This is a genomic window from Auritidibacter ignavus, from assembly GCF_003703835.1.
Lineage (GTDB): Bacteria > Actinomycetota > Actinomycetes > Actinomycetales > Micrococcaceae > Auritidibacter > Auritidibacter ignavus.
This window is the reverse complement of sequence record NZ_RDQR01000002.1, coordinates 170,412-191,690: the sequence shown is the minus strand read 5'-3', so window position 1 is coordinate 191,690 and position 21,279 is coordinate 170,412. Positions and strand designations below refer to the sequence as shown.

Annotated in this window: 14 protein-coding genes; 4 read left to right on the top strand and 10 right to left on the bottom strand. The window is 59.5% G+C overall.

The genetic code is table 11. The features are described 5' to 3' along the window. Positions 1 to 63: 63 nt before the first annotated feature. From DYI20_RS02425 to DYI20_RS02400, 6 genes are all read right to left on the bottom strand, one after another. Positions 64 to 405 (bottom strand): transposase, encoded by a 342-nt coding sequence (locus DYI20_RS02425; protein WP_122548772.1) that lies wholly within the window; start codon positions 403 to 405, stop codon positions 64 to 66. A 44-nt stretch (positions 406 to 449) separates the two neighbouring features. After that, on the bottom strand, positions 450 to 713 hold the full coding sequence (locus DYI20_RS02420; protein ID WP_221040942.1) for a hypothetical protein: 264 nt from the start codon (positions 711 to 713) through the stop codon (positions 450 to 452). 191 nt (positions 714 to 904) lie between these two features. Beyond that, positions 905 to 4,066, bottom strand: coding sequence for a type I restriction endonuclease subunit R (locus tag DYI20_RS02415; protein WP_122548781.1), 3,162 nt, complete (start codon positions 4,064 to 4,066; stop codon positions 905 to 907). 30 nt (positions 4,067 to 4,096) lie between these two features. After that, on the bottom strand, positions 4,097 to 4,705 hold the full coding sequence (locus DYI20_RS02410; protein ID WP_122548770.1) for a restriction endonuclease subunit S: 609 nt from the start codon (positions 4,703 to 4,705) through the stop codon (positions 4,097 to 4,099). After that, positions 4,683 to 5,261, bottom strand: coding sequence for a restriction endonuclease subunit S (locus DYI20_RS02405; protein WP_208392205.1), 579 nt, complete (start codon positions 5,259 to 5,261; stop codon positions 4,683 to 4,685). The genes DYI20_RS02410 and DYI20_RS02405 overlap by 23 nt, the downstream gene beginning before the upstream one ends. Further along, positions 5,258 to 6,820, bottom strand: a complete 1,563-nt coding sequence (locus DYI20_RS02400) for a type I restriction-modification system subunit M (RefSeq protein WP_110111076.1) — start codon at positions 6,818 to 6,820, stop codon at positions 5,258 to 5,260. The genes DYI20_RS02405 and DYI20_RS02400 overlap by 4 nt, the downstream gene beginning before the upstream one ends. Positions 6,821 to 7,183: 363 nt before the next feature. Here DYI20_RS02400 and DYI20_RS02395 point away from each other — a divergent pair, with 363 nt between their 5' ends. Beyond that, positions 7,184 to 8,044, top strand: coding sequence for a carbon-nitrogen hydrolase family protein (locus tag DYI20_RS02395; protein WP_122548769.1), 861 nt, complete (start codon positions 7,184 to 7,186; stop codon positions 8,042 to 8,044). An 89-nt stretch (positions 8,045 to 8,133) separates the two neighbouring features. Further along, positions 8,134 to 9,405, top strand: a complete 1,272-nt coding sequence (locus DYI20_RS02390) for an APC family permease (protein ID WP_244924645.1) — start codon at positions 8,134 to 8,136, stop codon at positions 9,403 to 9,405. Positions 9,406 to 9,637: 232 nt separating this feature from the next. Here DYI20_RS02390 and DYI20_RS02385 read toward each other — a convergent pair whose 3' ends face one another. The 4 genes from DYI20_RS02385 to DYI20_RS02370 form a co-directional block, all read right to left on the bottom strand. Then, positions 9,638 to 10,804, bottom strand: a complete 1,167-nt coding sequence (locus DYI20_RS02385; protein ID WP_122548767.1) for an ATP-binding protein — start codon at positions 10,802 to 10,804, stop codon at positions 9,638 to 9,640. 341 nt (positions 10,805 to 11,145) lie between these two features. Further along, on the bottom strand, positions 11,146 to 11,952 hold the full coding sequence (locus DYI20_RS02380) for a restriction endonuclease (RefSeq protein WP_122548766.1): 807 nt from the start codon (positions 11,950 to 11,952) through the stop codon (positions 11,146 to 11,148). Positions 11,953 to 12,518: 566 nt separating this feature from the next. Next, the gene (locus DYI20_RS02375) at positions 12,519 to 14,015 is read right to left on the bottom strand and encodes an HNH endonuclease signature motif containing protein (RefSeq protein WP_122548765.1); all 1,497 of its coding nucleotides are present in this window, start codon (positions 14,013 to 14,015) and stop codon (positions 12,519 to 12,521) included. Between the two features lie 151 nt (positions 14,016 to 14,166). Next, on the bottom strand, positions 14,167 to 15,540 hold the full coding sequence (locus DYI20_RS02370) for a sodium/glutamate symporter (protein ID WP_183145580.1): 1,374 nt from the start codon (positions 15,538 to 15,540) through the stop codon (positions 14,167 to 14,169). Between the two features lie 141 nt (positions 15,541 to 15,681). Between DYI20_RS02370 and DYI20_RS02365 the strand changes: the two genes are divergently transcribed. Further along, a complete protein-coding gene (locus tag DYI20_RS02365) occupies positions 15,682 to 16,140 on the top strand; it encodes a 23S rRNA (pseudouridine(1915)-N(3))-methyltransferase RlmH (protein ID WP_183145579.1) in 459 nt (152 codons plus the stop codon). Between the two features lie 105 nt (positions 16,141 to 16,245). Then, the gene (locus tag DYI20_RS02360; protein ID WP_244924644.1) at positions 16,246 to 21,252 is read left to right on the top strand and encodes an Lhr family helicase; all 5,007 of its coding nucleotides are present in this window, start codon (positions 16,246 to 16,248) and stop codon (positions 21,250 to 21,252) included. Positions 21,253 to 21,279 lie beyond the last annotated feature (27 nt).

The following is a 21,279-nucleotide window of genomic DNA, read 5'->3' as shown; positions in this document are numbered from 1 at the left end:
AAGTACTCGCAAGCTGACCTGGATCAGATCGCCCATGAACTCAACACCCGGCCCCGGAAATGTTTAGGCTACCGCACCCCGATTGAAGCCGAACACGCCGGTGTTGCCTTGACGATTTGAACCCAAGGACGCCGTCTTGAGGATCTCATTGGCCCAGCACAGCTCAGCATTCTCGCGCTTCAACTTCCGGATCTGCTCCTGGGCATCAGTGGGGACACCCGGCTTCTTGCCGGTATCCACCTCGGCTTGTTCCACCCACCGGCGCAACGTCTCGGTGGCAATACTCAGCTTCGGCGCGGTCTCACGAATCACCACATACCGGCTGGGCGCATCATCGTCTTCGAGCCGATCAAACACCATACGCGTGGCACGATCTCTAAACGATTGAGGGTATTTGGTTGGCATAGTTCTATCCTCTCATTACAGGACGGAACAAAACCCAGGACGGTTCAGTGCGCAGGCTCCAGAAGCTGGGACTGTCTCCCAGGACCTGGCAACACTGATTCCTGCCTCACCGCATCCTCAATCCCACGATCGAGCACCCCCTGATCGCCAACCAAGATCTCCTCGGCACGATCCATCAGCAGGCCAAGCTCAGCATCGGTATGCGCTGAGCCCACATGCTTGATCACCCGCAGTTTCCCACGACGCTTTTCTACGACCTGAACCGCAGTCGCCCCTGAAGCAACCCGGACCTTCCTCACAAATACCACACAATTAGTGTCCCAAAACCACCATTCCGAAAGACAAAACCCCAGGTCACAGACCCACGGACCCCGAAACCACACTCACGTGCGCTAAGTCAGGTACTACCGGAGTCTGGACCGAATCTGACAGCCCCCTGCGCCGGCCCTGTGGGATGACGAGGTGGAGGTGCGGTATGCGGGTGTGTGCCGGGCTGTTGTCAGCCGAGGGTTCCGTACCGCTCGAAAAGCTCGATGAACTTTTTGACTACGCGTTTTTTAACGTCCTCGCGGCTGTCCCCGGCGGCGGTGCGGCCGAAGAGGCTCATGGGCGGCAGGATCTCAACGATATCGGTTCCGGTAGTCGGCACCTCGCCTATTTCGAAGGCATAGTCCGCGAAGGCGCGCGCCTGTGGTTCTCGCAAGTTTTCTTCTTCGATGAGATTGCCGAGCTCTCGCTCACGCCTCTGCTGAACGAATGCATTCCACTGGTCGACCACGTTTTTGCTCGTGTCGACGGCTTCGATGAAGTCCATGAACAGGTCGCGTTTGTCGCGCAGCGTGGGGCTGGCATCGATCGCCTGGCGGATCTGCTCCTTGATGTCGTCATCAGCCGGTGTGGAGCTCGACTTCGGCGTATGCAGTTTCTCTACGAGCATGAGGATGTAGTCGACGTTGACGTCCACCTGGCGCAGCAGCTCAATTTCAAATTCGAGTTCCTGCTGTTCATAAGACTCCGAACCGACCGTGGGGCCATCGTCGCCCCCACCGAGTTCTTCCCGGATTTCGAGGTAGACGCTCTGCAGGTCCTGCATATCGCGCAGGCTGAGGTCGTCGTCTTCGGTGAACTCGTCGAATCCTGCGAGCATGTTGCGCAGCTTGAGGATTTCGCCGAACACCTGCACGAAGTGTTTCTGCTCGGTTTCACTGCCGGGGCCAGCGTCGCCGATTCCGTGGACGCTCAGCAGTTCAGCGACTTTGCCCTTGTATTGCTTCAAGTAGTGTTCGTACGGCTTGAGCAGGGCAATGCCCTCGGCGTCCTTGTTGCCGAACAGCGCCAGCGCGTCCTCGGTGTTCTTCTGCAGGTCCCGGAAGCACACGATGTTGCCGTATTGCTTCACGGAGTTGAGGATGCGGTTGGTGCGCGAGAATGCCTGGATCAGCCCGTGATACCGCAGGTTTTTGTCCACGTACAGGGTATTGAGCGTTGGGGCGTCGAACCCTGTGAGGAACATGTTGACCACGATCAGCAGGTCCACTTCCCGGTCTTTGACCCGCATGGACAGGTCGCGGTAGTAGTTCTGGAAGTTATCGCCGTTGGCGTCGTAGCTTGTGCCGAAGATGCTGTTGTAGTCACCGATGGCAGTGTCGAGGAATACGCGGTCTTCTCCGCTGAGTTGACGGGTGTCGAATCCTTCTTCAGCGAGGATGCCGGCTTCGGGGTCTTCGTTCGCTTTGTAGCTGAAGATGGTGGCGACTGTGAGGCGTGCTGCTTGTGGCAGCTGAGCTTGCTGCGCTTTGAATTCCTCGTAGTACAGCTTCGCGGCTTCTACTGACTGCACCGCCATCATGGCATTGAAGCCGACAACTTTCCGCTTGGCTGTTTCGATGTTGCCCGGACCGCTGCGCCTGCGGGCAACGGCAGCCACGTTGGCTGTCACGGTGTGGAGGTACGAATCGTCGGTTTCGCTGCCGAGTGTCTGCCGGCGGGTGTGCTGGTTGAAATGTTTGAGGACGTACGAGGTGACGGCACTGATCCGCCGAGGTTCCAGGAGTTCGTCTTCTTGTTCGGCTCGGGTGGTCGGTTGCCCGGCTGAGCGTCGAACTTTGCCCAGCACGTTGTTGTAGGCGAGTTTGAACGGCAGGACGTTCTTGTCTTCGATTGCGTCGACGATCGTGTACGTGTGCAGTTGGTCGCCGAAGGTTTCTTCGGTGGTGCGCACGATCACGCGGCCTTCACGGGCTCCGTACGACTTACCGGCGTTGGCGGGGAAGATCGGGGTGCCGGTGAAGCCGAAGATGTTGTATTTCTTGAACTTCTTCGTGATGGCCTCGTGCATTGCGCCGAACTGCGAACGGTGGCACTCGTCAAAGATGAGTACTGTGTGTTCGCTGTAGATGGGGTGCTTCGCGTTGGCTTCAACAAAGTTCGACAGCTTCTGGATTGTGGTGATGATGATGCGCGCGTTGGGATCGCCCATCTGTTCCGTGAGGATCTTGGTGGACGCGTTGGAGTTTGCTGCGCCCTTTTTGAAGCTGTCGTATTCCCGCATGGTTTGGTAGTCGAGGTCTTTGCGGTCGACCACGAACAGAACCTTGGGGTTGCTGGGCAGGGCTGTGGCCAGCTGTGCGGTTTTGAAGCTGGTGAGTGTTTTACCGGATCCGGTGGTGTGCCAGATGTATCCGCCGGCATTTGTGCTGCCGAGCATTCTGTTGTTTGCGGCGACGTTAATGCGCTGCAGGATGCGTTCCGTTGCGGCGATTTGGTAGGGCCGCATGACCAAAAGAGTGCCGTCTTCGCGCAGCACACAGTACCGGGTGAGGATGTTGAGGACTGTGTGTTTGGCGAAGAAGGTGCGCGTGAATCCGTGGAGGTCGGCGATGAGTTTGTTGTTGCCATCGGCCCACCAACTTGTGAACGCCCACGTGTTGACTGTCCGCTTTGTACCGTCGTTCTTCTTGGGCCGGGTGGTGTTCGAGTAGTACTTGGTGTGCGTCCCATTGGAGATCACAAACACCTGGACGTAGTCGAACAGGCCGTGGCCGGACCACAGTGACTGGTTCTGGTAGCGGGCGATCTGGTTGAACGCCTCCCGGAGGCTCACTCCGCGGCGTTTGAGTTCCACGTGAACGAGCGGAAGCCCGTTGACGAGGATCGTGACGTCGTACCGGTTGGAGTGGGTTGCACTGCCGGGCGAAGTGCCTGCCTCAACTGCGTATTGGTTGATCACCTGCAGCTTGTTGTTGTGGATGTATGTTTTGTCGAGCAGTCGGATGTTCCGCGTAGTGCCGTCATCGCGGCGTAGAAGCTGGATGTTGTCGTTGTGCAGTCGCCACGTTTTTTCTTTGGGGCCGTCGTTCTTGCTGGCGATGTTTGTTTCGAAGAACGACTTCCATTCGCTGTCCGAAAACTCAACCTTGTTGAGTGCTTCAAGTTGTTTGCGGAGATTCGCTACGAGGGCTGCTTCGTCGCGAATCGTGACGTATTCGTAGGCCTGAGCCTGCAGCTGTTTGATGAGCTCAGCTTCGAGCTGAGCTTCGGACTGGTAGGAGTCGTCAGGCTGGATATCAGGTTCGTAGGAGGCAACGACAGTGGCTTCGTCGCTGACTGCAATGGGCGCAATTCTGTTGCGCTTAAGTTCGTCACCCGTCGAAAATTCCATCCCAGCCCCAGTCATTGAAACAACGCGCGGTTATGCCGCGTCGGACTCCTGTTCCTTGAACGACAGCAGTTTGTCCCGATAGTACTCGTACTGCTTCCGCCGAGCCTCGACCTCAGCTGGCAGACCGGAAGAGAGGTCGTTCACCAGTACGTCGAAGTTGTTCAGGACGTGACTGATACGAGCTTGTTCTTCAAGTGAAGGAAGGGGAATCTTGAACTGACGAATCTTGCGCGCGTTCAGATTGCTTTGGCTCCCTTCGCCCTGCGATTTAAGCTCCCGATAGGAGTTCGACAAGGCGTGAAATACATACCAGTAATCCGCTTTAGAGGGATCTATTTCAAGATTACAGCATGCTTGATTTGTCGTAACGGGAATTTTGTTCACTGCAACCTTTGCCGCAGTCGCCCCATACATTGCCACAATGACAGAATTCGGCCGGACCCATTTCGCTGACGAATTCTCGAGTCCACTTTCAGTTATCGAAGCCGAGGTCTGATCAACTACAGAAAAATCTATGTCTTGTGTTCGCACCCACGGAATTTGTCCACCATAATACGCAGGATTGCCAGCGGCAGGCGTACCACCCGACAAGACTCTGTCACACAACGATGCCAGCTCAACCAGGGTTGCCCCCCCCATCGTAGGGGAACGACAGCAGCTGGTCGCGGTAGTACTCGTACTGCTTGCGACGCGCCTCGAGCTCAGCCTCGAGCTCAGCCTCGAGCTCAGCCTCGAGCTCAGTGAAGAGATCAAGAACTTTAACGATCTCCCGCTGCACCTCCAATGGAGGAACAGGAACTAGTAGTCTGTTAAGAATTCGCTGCGTAAGGCTAGGAACCCCGCCTGCCGTATTAAGCCTCTCCAACCTACTCACAACCATGTAGTAATAGAAGAACTTAGGCAGGACAGTAGAACTATCAATGACCGTGTAATAGCACGTATCAACAGTCCAAACTGGACCATCTACATAGAAAACTGACGAAAGGGACCCCTTGCGAGGCAAGAGAACCGTCTCACCTACATACGCAGCCTCGTTAACATACGCGAGTATTCCACCAGACCCATAGACCGGGACCGATCCCTCTTCTAGATGTTTGTAATCGCGTCCATTTTTGATTGTGGCGATTTCCGCCAAAGGAACAAACGAAACCCCGTTCGGGCAGCGCTCCTGGATCAGTTTCTCGATGCGGTTCACTTGTGTGCACCTGCCTCGAGTTCGGCAACGATTGCGTCAATGCTGGTGCGCAGCTCGGCCTGTCGCTCTACGATCCGTGCAATCTCTGCGTTCAGCTCGGTGATGTCGATCTTTTCGCGCGTGTCTTCGAATTCGACATAGGAACTGATGGACAGGTTGTAGTCGTTGTTCGCGATGTCTTCAGCACTGACGCGCTTGGACACGTACTGTTCTTCGCGGCGCTCTTCGACCATGCTCACGACCTTGTCGCGGTGCGATTCGGTCATCACGTTGTTCTTGCCCCGACGAACAAAGTCCTTGGACGCATCGATGAACAGCACATCGTTAACTGACTTCGACTTCTTCAGCACGAGGATGCACACCGCGATCGTGGTTCCGAAGAACATGTCTTCCGGCAGCTGGATCACAGCGTCCACGTAGTTGTTGTCGACAAGGTACTGGCGGATCTTCTGTTCGGTGCCGCCCCGGTACAGAACACCGGGGAACTGCACCAGCGCAGCTGTCCCATCGACCGCGAGCCACGAAAGCACGTGCATCGTGAACGCAAGGTCTGCCTTCGTCACAGGCGCCAGAACTCCGGCTGGAGCGAACCGGGGGTCGTTGATGAGCAGCGGGTTGTTCTTGCCTTCCCACCGGGTGGAGTACGGCGGGTTCGAGACGATCGCATCGAAGGGTTCGTCGTCCCAGTGCTGTGGGTCCGTGAGGGTGTCTCCGTGGGCGATGCTGAACTTGTCGTAGTTCACGTCATGCAAAAACATGTTGATGCGGGCCAGGTTGTACGTGGTCAGGTTGATTTCCTGCCCGTAGTACCCCTGACGGACACCGTGGGGTCCAAGGACCTTTGCAAACTTCAGCAGCAGAGAACCTGAGCCGACCGCAGGGTCATACACGCGGTTCACCCGGGTTTTGCCGATGACCGTCAACCGTGCCAAAAGTTCGCTGACTTCCTGCGGCGTGTAGTACTCACCACCGGATTTACCGGCCTGGGATGCGTACATCTGCATGAGGAATTCGTAGGCATCACCAAACATGTCAATGCCTTCATCGTGCTTTTCGCCCAGGTCAAGGTCGCCGATGGCATTGAGTAGGTTCCTCAGTTTGTCATTCCTGCGCTCAACCGTGTTGCCCAGGCGGTTTGAGTTGACGTCGAGATCGTCGAACAGGCCCTTGATGTCATCTTCACTGCGGCGGCCGAGTGACGACCCTTCGATGCTCTGGAAGACCTTTTCCAGTGTTTCGTTGAGGTTCGGGTCCCGTGCTGCGCGAGCCCGCACGTTCTCGAACAGCTGGGAGGGAAGGATGAAGAAACCCTTTTCATCCACCATCATGTCGCGGATGGGTTCAGCCTCGGCATCGGTCAGATTGGCGTAGCGGAAACCTGCTCCTTCGTTCGCTTCAATGAAGTTGGAGAGGTTTTCGGAGATGAAGCGGTAGAACAGCAGCCCCAGCACATAGCTCTTGAAGTCCCAGCCGTCGACGGAGCCGCGGAGTTCGTTTGCAACTTCCCAGATGGTCCGGTGCAGACGATCACGCTGAACTTCACGGGAAACAGCTCCCACAACAACCTCCAGGCAACAGGGCATACGGGTCACCCTAGCTTCGCAACTTTCTCCATATTAGACGGTCCCGCGCGGTGAGTCGCTGACCAGCGCGTCGCTTCAAGAATTTCGTGTCCATTACGGCTCGAAATCGCGTCCGCAATGGGCACAAGGACATCCGCTGGAAGAACGCATGCGATAACCCGCAAGTGCTGGGGAGTTTATTGCCCTCTGCCAATCATTACGACAGACCGGAGAAGTGACGCCGGCTCTCTATGCGGAAAGCGATCAGGTGAGACGGCCTCTGTGCCTTACACTCAGCAACGACGTCCGGCACTGCCAGTCCGGATAACAACTCGAAACAAATAGGGGGGCTGCTTCACCATGTCCGCTTCGCTCTACATACTCACGCTGCAGGCCCCGGCTCGAACGCCAGACACTGCCGTTGAATCGCTTAGAGACGAGTTGAAAGAACTGCTGGCTGACTTCCCCCAAACTGTACTCGTGGTCTGCCCCGAGTACCACACAGTCGATGTTGAGGGCACGCCTGCTGAACGCGCTGCTGCTTACGAACAGCTTGCGGAACCTCTAAGCGGCCCGCGTGTAAGTGGGTTGAAAGCGATAGCCCGCGAATTTGGCATCTGGCTGATCCCTGGGACCGTGATTGAACGTGGGCCCAACGGCGAACTGTTCAACACGGCAGTAGCCATCAGCCCTAACGGCGAACTCGCTGCCGCCTACAGGAAAATCTTCCCGTGGCGACCATTCGAACCGTTTGACCCGGGAAGCGAATTCACCGTCTTTGAGATACCCGGAAAGGGCGAAGTCGGACTGGCGATCTGCTACGACCTCTGGTTTCCCGAAGTCGCAAGGAACTTAGCGTATCTCGGGGCAGATCTCATCGTCTACCCATTCCAAACATCCACACGGGACCGGGAACACGAACTGGTCCTTGCCCGTGCGACAGCTATTCACTCCCAAGTATTCGTACTCAGCGCAAACGCGGCAGCTCCTTCAGGCACAGGCCAGTCGATACTTGTCGATCCTGACGGCGTCGTCCGCTACACGGCAGTTTCGGAGAACCCTGCAGTGCTGACCGACGTCATTGACTTCGAGACCGTAGAGAGAGACCGCCGCGTCGGGACCGCTGGAATGAACCGCCTGTGGGACCAATCGCGTGACGGCGACCCAGCTGTGCGGCTCCCGTTCTACCGCGGCACAATGCCGCCGCTTAGCCGCGACTGATTCGCTGGCGACTCATCAAACTGACAACCTTTCAGCCCAACAGGAATCGCATGACACAACTCAACCGCACGATTTCACTCTGGCCCCTGGTGCTGTTCGGCATTGCCTACGTGTCACCGTTCATCGTGCTGACCACCGCGGGAAGCTTTTCGGAAATCGCCCAAGGAGCACTTCCCTCCGCCTACCTTCTGACCACCGTGGCCATGATCTTCACAGCCTTCAGCTATGCGAAGATGGCTCGGCTCTACCCATCAGCAGGATCCGCCTACACCTACGCGAGGAAAACCCTCGACTCCCGCATCGGCTTTATGGTCGGATGGGTTACGCTCCTGGACTACTTCTTCCTGCCGATGGTTGTATGGCTGATCGGAACGGCCTACCTGACCAGCGCATTCCCAGCTGTCCCGGCGTGGGTATTCCTGACCGCCTTCATTGGCCTGACGACTGCAATCAACATCATCGGCGTCAAAGTCGCGACCAAGGTCAACATCGTCCTGATCAGCTTTCAGCTGCTGGTGATCGCGCTCTTCATCATCTTCACCGTGGTGTCGATTTCCAACGGCCAGATCTACGGTGCCGGGCCTGAAGGATTCACCGTCGGATCGCTCTTCGCTCCCTTCTGGAACTCCGGAACAAGCCTGACTGCAATCACAGCCGGCGCAGCCGTTGCCGCTTACAGCTTCATCGGCTTCGATGCAGTGTCCACATTCGCGGAAGAGACTGTCGACCCTCGCAAGACCGTGCCGAAGGCCATCATCCTCACCGCACTCATTGCAGGTGTGCTTTTTGCGACCGTGGCGTACTTCTTCCAGCTGGGTCATCCCGGCTACGCATTCGAAGACCCAGACAGCGCCCCGCTGCAGATGGCCAAAACAATTGGCGGAAACTTCTTCGGTGCGGTGTTCCTGGCAACCGTGATCATGACCCAGTTCACGGCCGGAATCCCGATTCAGTCTGCGGGGGCACGACTGATGTACGCCATGGGCCGCGACGGCGTTCTGCCGCGCGCAGTCTTCGGCCGCATCTCACAGAAGACCCAGACACCTGTCATCAACATCCTTCTGACCGGTGTCATCGGCTTCATCGCTCTGGCTCTGACCGTGTCCTCTTCTACGTCGTTCATCAACTTCGGCGCCTTCATCGCATTCGCGTTCGTCAACATCTCCGTGATCGGGCAGTTCCTGAGGGATCGTCGCCAGCCGAACGCAACCGGCGCCACGAAGAACACTGACATCCTCCACACACTTTCGTGGGTGGTCCAGCCGGCTATCGGTTTGGCAGTCATCATCTACTTGATGGGACACCTTGACGGCCACGCCTTGCGCCTTGGCGGAATCTGGGCAGTCTTGGGCTTGACCTGACTACTTGTCATCACACGCGGTTTCCGCCACCTCACCCCACAAGCGGAACTGGAAGATGCATAGAAACCTAACCTCCGCATCGTGAGTGAATGGTGTGCTCGACAAAACCTTCCGGGCACACCCCACTAGACCAACTTCACTCAGCCGCCTCATAACGGGACACTCGATGACGAGAATCCACGGCCACCGACCTCCCCTTTTTGTGAAAGTTTATGATTTTTATGATGACCCGTCAGGACGGACGCTCACGCTCCAGAATGTATTCACGCGTGTAAGGCATCGTGAACGTCACGACACCCCGTGCAGGCGATTCGATGACACCTGCAGCCAGCAGCCGGTTGCGGTAGGTGCCAGCATTGCGGGGGTCCATGTTCATGCGTTTGGCCACTTCGGCGGTCATGGACGGCCCTTCGTCTGCAGACATGGCGTACAGATAGTCGCGGTCACGACTGGAGAGACCAGCGAATGTGGGTTCGTGAATCTGCCGGTACATGACCCGCTGAGCGTCCGCTGCCGCTTGACGTACGTGCGAGATCGTAATCACGTCTTCACTGCCTGCGAGTTTGAATGCTTCATCGCCGATCAGCTGCACAAGGTACGGGTACCTACCGGAAGCCGCGACAGCCACCTCTAGAGCCTGTTTCGACATTGATTTGCCCGTTTTCTCCAAAGGGCGGGTCAAGCCTTCCCGAGCCCCGGCCTCCGTTAGAAGCTCCAGGTCAATGCGCTCTGCACGCCGCAGGTACGTCGACACACGGTCATTCACCAGGTCATCGATGGAGGCAGGCAGGCCCGCGCCGACGAATGCAACGGGAGCTCGTTCGGAAACAGCGGCACTTAGGGCATCCGTAACCTGACGCAGCTCATCGATATTTGATCTGTGCACCTCATCCAAAGTGACCAGCAGTCCTGTGCCTCGCTCCGCAAGTGCTTCAACTGCACGTATGAGCTGGTGCTGGAAATCGGGAGTTACGGGGAAACGGACTTCACTAGTGGTGGAAACGCTGCCGCCGAAACCCATGACGCTGAATCCTCCCCCGGTGATGCGCATGCTCGACTTCGATTCCCAATCGAGCGTCGCCATAGCTTCAGGGATTCGGGCCTCGGTCAACCGCTGAACAACACCTGGGCTGGCCTGGTCCTGAGCACATATCCAACCACGCGACTGAGCGACCATTTGAAACACCTTCAACATCACACTCTTGCCCATGCCGCGCTGTCCGGTGATGAGAGTGGCCTGCCCGCGAGCCCCGGGGCCCTCATCAAGCATCCGAGCGAAAGCATCAACCAGCTGCTGTCGATCAGCCAAGCGGGGCGGAATCACCCCGAAGGTCGGGGTGAATGGTGAGCGCACGTAATCGGCATCGGGAACCGGCGGGATGTCGAATGCATCAGTCATGTGCCACTCTCACGATCGCTTATGAAAGTTTATGATAATTATGATAGCGGCTCTGACGTGGCTCAGCGATCCTGCGCGAGGAGCGACGGGGCGCCAACCAGACAGGCACCCGCAGTGTTTGAACAGAGCGAGAGTCCCTGGTGCCAGATAGGGCTCAAAACGTGGTGCTGGGCTTGGCGATTGTTCTGTTCTCGATCTTCCCCGAGATCGTCACGTGGCTGCCCGAAGTGCTCTACCAGGAATAGGACACCTACGGCTCAGCTGAATAATGAAAACAGCTGCCCATTGGAACAACCCAGTGGGCAGCTGTTTTCGTTGATTGTTATGGATCAGCAATGCCGTTACAGCAGTTCGTCCTCAAAGAAATCATCGTCGATTTCATACAGTGTGAACTGATGTGCTTTTTGAACTGCAACACCGTAGTCAAGCATGAGTTCTGTTAACCGGAGTCCATCGATGAGCACGATCTTGCCGTGACGATACCCTGCGGCCGTACGCCTTGCTTTGTCTTGGAAACTCGACGTTGTAATGAATACGCCCACATTGGCACCTTGCGCATCGAGAGATCCGATGAACGTGCGGATATCAGGGTCACTGACTTTATTGTTGTCGGCGTAGCGTTTCGCCTGAATGTAGACGTTGGTCAGCCCAAGTGCATCTTGACGAATGATTCCGTCGATTCCTCCGTCGTGAGATCGCCCCACGTGCTGCTTAGCGCCGTGCGTCCCACCATAGCCAAGGGCCCACAGGTGTTCGATTACAGCCCGTTCGAAAAACTCGGGGGATGACGACTGCAGGCGCTTACGCAAATCAGTCTCGGTACTCGCATTAAACGCTCTCGCGCGAGTGCGCATAGCCTCTACCGGGTCACCGGCAGGCTCAATTCCACTTTCGCCAGAACTATCACCGTCCTTGATCTGACGGCGTTGAGCAACCTCGTCCTTATACTCACGCCACGTGGACCACTCGAGCATGTCCGTTTCGCTGTATTCGCGCAAAGAGCGCTGGTCGACCGTCTTCCCGTTCTCAGTGATCTTGTAGCGCCCACGCTTAGGTCGATCAACCAACCCAGACAGCGACAACGATGAGAGCGCCCAGCCAATCCGGTTGCGGTAGCGAGGCCGCCCCGATTCCAAGGTTTCTTTCATTGGTGTTGCGACAAGCCGGCCAGCGTGGAAACCAATTCATTAAGTTCCTGTCGACCACGCTCCTCGCCGTCAGCGAGAGCACGCAGGACCAGTGGTCGGAATTCATCAATTGAAGGAATATCGCTAGCCATCTTCATCGCTTTCCACTACTCGTTTAAGCAACATTAAGGCCAGCCTATCCGCGCCCTTCCCGTTACGCTGATCGGTTCCTGACCATAGTCCGCGATCGTCGCCCGGTGACCGGGCAGATCATCGGGAAGGATCATTACCCCGGGCGCGATATAGAGCGGAAGGTGGGCTCTAACCGTTATCTCATCGACGGGTCCGGCTATCCGGCTAGCTCATCGACGAGCCCGGGTCCTTGGGAGCATGGATGTTGGCAGAACTGTCGTGGCGGGGTTAGTGTCCCTGTCGGAGGCTGACTGGCAGGCGCCCCTATCGCTGGCGTGAAATCCTCTCGTGCCATTTTCCTGTCAGATTCGTGTCAGACCCTAGGGGCAACTCCGTCACAACACATTGCGCAGTGAAGCGAGTCCGTCTAAAGATTATGTCCTACAACGCCGGCACTAGGCAGCCCGGCGCATACCGGGGATCAACGGCGGGTCCTGAGTGAAGTAGCTGTGTCCGGTTGGGGTAATGACTTTGAGCCCACCTTTCACGGGGCGCTGGGTCCAACCGTGGGTTTCTTTCATTTGGTTGCATACTGCACACAGTCCCTGACCGTTGTCCAAACTGGTCTGACCGCCATCGCGGTAGCGACGAATGTGGTCGGCGTGGTCGATCGGGTTGTCGCAGTACAGATTGCGGCACCGGTGGTCCCGGAGCACCAGCATCTTGCGCAGGGTCTGAGGGAATGCGCGGGATCGGGAGTCCATAGTGACCAGCTGGTTGGTTTCCGGGCTCGTGTAGAGTCGGCGCAGGAAGACTTCGATCTGCTCATCGTGGACCCATTCTCGGGCTAGAGCGGCCGGGATCGGACCGTATCCCACAAATTGCGCCGGGGTGTCATCGCCAGCGAACAGTGCCGCATCGGTCATGACCAGGTTGAGTTCGATGGCTCGTGGAGCCCGGAATACCGGTGACTGGGCGTCGGAGGCCGGCTCGGGGTCTGGGTCATTCGCGGGATCGTGGGTGAGCTTGGCGATGAAGAGATCTGCCATGATCTGGTCGATGGTGCGGGGCGGAGTGGGCGTCGAAGCTGCGGTGTCATGTTGAGGGTTCTCCGCTCGCTCGGCATCATCACCAAGCTCAGCATTATCGACATCATCGGCATTATCGGTGAAGTCTTCGACCGCGCGCAACGATTCGGTATAGGCAGCCCGCTCAGCGCGGAGGATCTTTTCGGCTTGCTCTCGCAGGATATCCAGGACGGGGATCCCATATTTGGCTTCGACCAGCCCCGAGATTTCAACCATGCCGTCGGAGCGGTCAGAGCGGGCCACTTTGCGGGAGGCTTGGGCGCGATCGGATTTGTCGCGGGAGGACTGCGGTTCAAGGCGTTGGACATGGCCGCGGGCTTCATCTTTGAGCTGAGAGATCCCCAGGAACCGGTAGCGGTCCTTCAGCTGGGCATCGACCTCATGCTGAGTCTGGTGTTGTGTGCCGGCTAGCTCACGGGCGAGTACGGTGACTTGGTCTTCGTTCAGATGGCCCTGGCTCAGTGCGGTGTGGGCGTGTCGGGCGTGGTGGGCTAACAGCAGTGCTTCGCGCAGGCGAGCGTTGCCTTTGGAGGGGGATTCACGACGCGCGAGTCCGATTTCGGCGCCCAGTCCGCCAGCGCGTCGTTGTTTCGGGATGTTGGCGAGTTTGTCGCGACGGGTTCGTAATCGATTCAGCTGTGCGGTGGAGGCAATTTGTTGTGCAGCCAGAGCATTCTTAGCGCGTTCGGCGGCGGCAAGGTGGTCGACCAGATCACGTTCGAGATCGCGTATTTGGTCGGCGGTGAGTTCGTCTAAGGCCGGATCATCTGGGATCTCCGGCGAGGTTAAGACGCCGGGATGGCCGGAGGGGCTGGGGCCGGTGCTGGGGGTGTGGCGGGGAAGCGCCGGTGTGGAATGTGTCATAGGTTCACGGTAAGTGGCCACGGCACCAAAAATCCGGGGTGGATCTCTACTGTGGACAGTGCTGGCCCGATCCGGGATCTCGCCCCGAACCCTACGGACGAACTGTGGATGAGATCAGCTGTGACCGAGGAGGAGATAAGAAGGAAAGCGTTTAGCGCGAGGAACCGGTTGAGGCGCTTGAGGTCGTGAGGGTCTGGCCGTCGCGAGCATTCATCCGGGCCAGGATGAAAGCTGCCACGATCGTGACGACCGCGATCGCACCCCAGATGCCGACGACGGTCCAGGCGAGTCCAGCCAGCACCAGACCGGGAACGAATGTCACCGCGGTGATCTCGACCGGGGTGACCGGAAGGTAGGCGAGGCCGAAGTCCTCCAGGGTTCCGGATTTTAGTTTCGGATCGACCACGCGCAGCATAGCGATGCCGGTGGACACACCGCCGGTGGACCACCCCCAAGTGAATAGCTGGCGCTCGAACCAGCCATGCTGAATGATCCGTGGCGCGATCACCTGACCTAAGAACAAGCAGAGGACCAGGCCAAAGACGAACAAGATGCTCAGTTCTAGCCAGTTTCCGGCCGCGACGGAAGGGTCGATCGAAGCTATACCGCACACGATGAGCACATCGGTAAAGGCCCCCGAGGTGGAGTTCAGTGAACCCGGGTCGACGTATTTGGCGACGTTGAGCCGGCTCATCACCGCGCGGGCTACCAAGCCGATCAAAAAGGCCACCACAAAGACGGGGACCGACAGCTCGGGGAGTCGCCCTTGAATCCATTCGGTGATCCCGTATCCGGCCCCGGCGGTAGCAACCACCAAGGAGATCTGGATGGCCAGGGTTTCCACCGAAGAACCCGAAAAGGTGTGCTGACCGATCGAAGGGCGTTTATTGACCTGTCGGATCAGACCGGTGCGCTCTTCCTCGGGCAGAGCGGACATGCTGGCGAAGGCCTCGACCTGTCCGCGCATCGCACCAATTTTAGCCTGGATAAGACCACCGACAATTCCCACGACGAGCCCCACGGTCGCCGAGGTGAAAGCCAAGGTACTCAGCTCCGGATCGGACTCGGCGAAGGCATCCCCCATGGCTGCGGCCGTACCATACCCTCCGGCCCAGCCTGCGAACAGCACCACACCGACTTCATCACCTGTGCCGAATAACGGTTGCAGTAGTACCAACACCAACAGCATGCCCAGCGACACCTGGAGCGCGTAGATCATCACGCCTTGGGCGGCGAAACCCCCTACCGTGCGGTTGAGTTTGAAGATGTTGAAGTCGTCGGTCATGGCCACGCAGGCGAACACTCCCGCGATCAGCACCGAAGAATAGGTGGAGAGCTGATCGGAGAAAGGCAACCAGCCCAGCACCATGGGACCAAAGATTAGCCCCAGGATCCCACCCAGCACACTGGCGGGGATCATCAGAGTTTGGATCGGTCTGATCCAGGCACGTAGGACGGCACCAATGAGCAGAAGAACGCCAATCAAGGTAGCATCGGTCAAGGCAACCCACGGTGTGAACTCCATGGATACGGATACTACTCGGAGTTGAATAGCAGGACGTTAATCTGTCCGGGTGTTCACTCGCGCGGAGGCGGGCGCGGGCGCGGGTGCGGGAAGGAGCATCGTGAGTCTCATCGGTTCGATTCACCAGTTAGTCTGACCGGTATGGACATTACGGTGGTCGCGATCGGAAAGAAACATGAGTCCTGGGTGGCAGACGGGATCGACCGCTACGCTCAACGGTTGAAGAAGCCCTGGAAGATCAGCTGGAAGCTGTTGCCACACTCCTCTCGTGAGGGTGAGCAGGCGCGCGCTGAGGAATCCGAACGGCTGGTGGCCGCCTGTGGTGCCCACGATGAGGTCATCCTGCTGGATGAGCGCGGGACAATGCTGGATTCGGAGTCGTTATCGCGGACCTTGCAGGGCCGTTTTGATCGGGGTCGGCACGTGGTGATGCTCATCGGCGGGGCGTACGGGGTGACCGAGGAGTTGCGAGCTCAGGCGAATCTGGTGTGGTCACTATCGGATTTGGTATTCCCCCATCAGCTGGTGCGGCTGATCGTCACCGAGCAGATCTACCGGTGCCAGGAAATTGCGGGTGGACGGTCGTATCATCATCGGTGAGCTGAGATTGTTCTGTCGCAGGATCTCCGGCAGGACCGGACCGGCCGTAGAATCGTCTCCTATGGTGACCTATGGCGATGAAGATGCGAGCGAGCCGAGGTAAGCGTGCTGGATCCTGATAGTACACCGGATCCTGACCGGGCAGAACAGGTGCTGAACCGGTTCACTCCCGCCACCCGCCGGTGGTTCACCGGGGCCTTCTCCTCCGCTACTGAAGCACAGCTGGGGGCCTGGGAGGCGACCTCACGGGGTGACCACACACTGGTGATCGCACCGACGGGTTCGGGAAAGACGTTGGCGGCTTTTTTGTGGGCGCTGGACGGGTTCCTGCGGACGAGCGCATCCGATCGAACCGAGGCATCCGGTAAGGCTGATGCCCGTGGCACCACAGTGTTATACATTTCCCCGTTGAAGGCGCTCGGGGTGGATGTCCAACGGAACCTGCGCGCGCCACTGATCGGGATCACCCAGACCGCTGCGGGATTGGGAGTCGAAGCCCCCGAGGTTCGTGTGGGCGTACGCACGGGCGATACTCCGGCCAGGGACCGGCGCCGATTGGTCACCGACCCGCCGGATATTCTGATCACCACACCCGAGTCGCTCTACCTCATGTTGACTTCCAAGGCGCGCAACACGCTGGCCTCGGTGCATACCGTGATCATTGACGAGGTGCACGCGTTGGCCGATTCCAAGCGCGGGGCGCACCTGGCGGTGAGTTTGGAACGCCTCGATGAGCTCACCGACACCCCGGCCCAGCGGATCGGGCTGTCGGCCACGGTCTCCCCGCCTGAGGAAGTGGCACGGTTCATCGGTGGGGTTCAACCGGTGACGATCGTCAATCCCGCCTCGGCCAAGCGCTGGGATCTGCACGTCAGCGTGCCGGTGGACGATATGACCCGACTTCCGGATTTTATCGGCGAGCAACCTCATGACCCTGCCGGCAACGCCACAGCGGATCCCGGTAGCGCCGTAGCGGATCCGCAACCGGTGAGTAGCATCTGGCCCCATATTGAACACCAGATCATCGACCGGGTCAGCCAGGTCCATTCCACCATCATCTTCACGAATTCCCGCCGGCTGGCCGAACGACTTACCCAGGACTTGAATGAGATGTGGGCTACCCGCGCGGAGGCAGACCAGCGCACGGGCGAGGAGGAGTTTGCCCGATCCCACCACGGGTCGGTGTCGAAAGTGCAGCGCGCCCTGGTGGAAGAGGGGCTGAAAGCGGGCACGTTGCGGTGTGTGGTGGCGACCAGCTCGTTGGAGTTGGGGATCGATATGGGATCGGTGGATCTGGTGATCCAGGTGGAAGCGGCCCCCTCGGTGGCCTCCTGCCTGCAACGGGTGGGTCGAGCCGGGCACCAGGTCGGCGAAATCTCCCACGGGGTGTTTTATCCCAAACATCGATCCGATCTGGTCAATACCGCCGTGATCACCGAGCGGATGCTGCAGGGGAAGATCGAACAGCTCCACGTGCCGGATAACCCGCTGGATATTTTGGCCCAGCAGACCATTGCGGCGGTGGCGATGGATGATCTAGAGGTGGAGGCCTGGTACGACACCGTGCGACGGGCGGCACCGTTCACCACACTGGGCCATCAGGTCTATGAGTCGGTGCTGGACCTGATCTCGGGGCGGTATCCCTCCGATGATTTTGCAGAGCTACGGCCCCGGGTGCTCTGGGATCGGGATGCCGGCACGCTCTCGGCCCGGCCGGGAGCCCAGCGACTGGCGGTCACGTCCGGGGGCACCATCCCGGACCGGGGGCTGTTCGGAGTGTTTCTGGCCGACGGCACGAAGGATACCCAGCGCGCCGAGGAAATCCAGGAGTCGGACCCTTCCCAGAGAGCTGACAGCGTCACGCAGCGTAGCACCAGCTCATCGGGTGGCCGGCGGGTCGGGGAGCTGGACGAGGAGATGGTCTACGAATCCCGGGTCGGGGACGTGATCGTGTTGGGTACCACCAGCTGGAAGATCCAGGAGATCACCCACGATCGGGTGCTGGTGCTTCCAGCTTTCGGACAGCCGGGCAAACTGCCGTTCTGGCGGGGCGAATCCGAAGCCCGGCCCACCGAGCTCGGGGCCGCACTGGGAGCCTTCCGGCGCGAGATCGGCCAGTACCTGGTGGGATCATCAGCGGGATCATCGGGGCCATCGGGCCGATCGGGCCGGGCCGATTCGGCCACGGCTGGCCATCTAGCCGGGCCTGACGACCCGATCGCGCAACGACTGACCGCGGCCGGGTTGGACGAGCGAGCCCAGGCTAACCTGGTGGCCTATCTGTCTGAACAACAGCAGGCGACCGGGGTGCTACCCACTGATCAGACCCTGGTGATCGAGCGGTTCCGAGATGAGCTGGGCGACTGGCGAGTGGTCTTGCATTCAGGTTTCGGCCACGGCGTACACGGCCCGTGGGCCTTAGCGGTGGCTGCCCGACTCACCGAGCAGTACGGGTTTGACGCGCAGGTGCAAAGTTCCAATGACGGAATCGTGTTGCGCCTGCCGATGATGGAGACCGCCCCGCAACTGACCGATCTCTTCCTCTTCGATCCCGACGAGCTGGCCGATCTGGTGCGGACCGAGGTCGGGTCCTCAGCGTTGTTCGCCTCCCGGTTTCGGGAAAATGCGGCTCGGGCATTATTGATCCCGCGTACGAAGCCCGGCCAGCGGGCCCCGCTGTGGCAACAGCGTCAGCGGGCCGCACAATTACTGGGCGTAGCCGCCGAGCACCCGCAGTTCCCGATCATCCTCGAAACCGTGCGCGAGTGCCTGCAGGACGTCTACGACATGGACGGGCTGATGTGGCTAATGCGATCCCTGCAGTCCGGGTCGGTGCGACTGGTCGAGGTCGAGACCGCCACCGGCTCACCTTTTGCCCAGCATCTACTATTTGGCTATACCGCCCAATTCCTCTACGAAACGGACTCGCCGTTAGCCGAACGGCGCGCGGCCGCCTTGAGTTTGGATCCCGAACTGTTGCGCCAGCTGTTTGGTGACGATCAGCTCCACGATCTGCTCGACGATGAGGTGATTGCCGAGATTGAGGCCGACCTGCAGTACCTGAGCCCGCGACGGCAACTGCGGTGGGATACTGAATCGGTGGCGGACTTAGTACGGGTGCTGGGGCCGTTGGATGCTGGCCAGTTGGCAGCCCGCATGCGGCCGGATGACGCTGAGCCAGCTACTGAATCAGCTGCCGAGCCGGCTGCCAAGCTGGCTAAAGCACTCGCGGAGGATCTGGTGCACCAGCGCCGGGCGATACGGGTGCGAATGGCCGGTCGTCAGGTCTATGTCGCTATCGAGGATGCCGCCCGGATCCGGGATGGGTTGGGGATCCCGTTGCCGATGGGTATTCCGGTGGCGTTCATCGAGCCGGTGGACGATCCGCTCGGGGACTTGTTGGGCCGGTATCTGCGCACCCACACGGTGGTCACCGCCGAGCACATCGCCACCCATTTCGGACTCGGTACCGCGGTGGTCACCCAGTATCTCACCGATCAGGTGCAACGCCAGAGGGTGGCGTCCGGGATCTTCCAACAGAGTGCTCAGTCCGGCGGAGTCCACACACACCAGACGCAGTACTGTCAGACCCAGGTGTTGCGTCGGATCCGGCAACGGAGTTTGGCGGTCTTGCGCCAGGCCGTCGAGCCGGTGACCGGTCCCGATTACGCTCGCTTCGTGCTCGACACGCACGGGATCGTTCCCCCGCGCACCCAGCATGGACTCTACCGGCCCGGGCAACGGGGGATCGATGCGGTAGCCGAAACGCTCACCCAGCTGGCGGGGTATCCAGCTCCGGCCAGCGCGTGGGAGCACTATATTCTGCCCGCCCGGGTCGCCGACTATGCGCCCGGGATGCTCAATGAGCTATTGGGCACCGGCGAATTTGTGATGGCCGGCACCGCCCCAGGCACCGGAGATGATGGCTGGTTGGCCTTCCACCCGGTCGAAACCGCCGAACTGACCGTGCCCATTCCCGATCTCGCACAGATTGAGGCCTTCGGAAGGGTGCATCACCGGATCATCGAGGTGCTGGCCGACGCCGGGGCGTTCTTTTTTCCCGAGTTATGTCACCGGGTCGCGGGACTGGATGATGACCAGCAGGCCGGTCAGCAGTTCAGCGACTCGGCGGTGCTCTCGGCCTTGTGGGATCTGTTCTGGGCCGGGGTGGTGACCAATGACAGCTTCACGATGATCCGGGCCGGGTTGGCCACCGGTCGTAGCGCGCATCGGCAACGATCGCAACCACGACGCTCCCGGGCTCGGCGGGCTCGACCTCGGTTGTCGACCGGGCTGGACTCCGGCGGGCTGAGGCCGTCCGGGGTGAGATCCACCGGGGTAAGGTCGAGCGCCGGATTGGATGCTGCCACCGATCAGCCCCGTGCGGCCGGACGGTTCTCGCTGTTGCGCCACCCGGAGGCCACCGGCCCCGATTCGACCCTGGCGGCCAACGCTCAGGCCGAGGTGTTGCTGGACCGGTACGGGGTGATCACCCGCGGGGCGGTCAGCACCGAGAAAATCCCCGGCGGATTCGGATACTACTACCGGTTCTTGACCCACCTGGAAGAACTCGGTGCGCTACGGCGCGGGTATTTCATCGATCAGCTTGGTGCCGCCCAGTTCGCCACCGCCAACACGGTGGATGCGTTGCGTAGCTTCCACCCGGCCCCGGGCGAGGAGGATCCGGACCATCCGCGGGCCACCCATCATGCGGTGGGGTTGGCTGCCACCGATCCGGCCAACCCCTACGGGGCCACCTTGCCCTGGCCCGAGATCGCCGAGCCGGCTACTGATCACCCCGCAACGGGGAAGTCCTCCGGCCCGCACCGCCCGGGCCGTAAGGCCGGTGCCCTGGTGGTCTTACTCGACGGCCAGCTGGCGGTGTACCTAGAACGCGGGGGCAAGACCATCTTGGAGTTCCCCGCCGCAACCACCCACCGCCCGCTGATCGCGCAGGCGCTGGTCGAGGCGTTGCAACGGGCCGATGCAGCTGCGGTGCATGTCAAAACCGTCAACGGGTCCCCGATCCGCAACACCGAACTCGCCGAGGCACTGCTCTCGGCCGGGTTCTCCTCCTCACCACAGGGGGTCCGGTTCCATCCACATGTTTGAACGTGACGGCTCTGCCCGAAAGTAGTT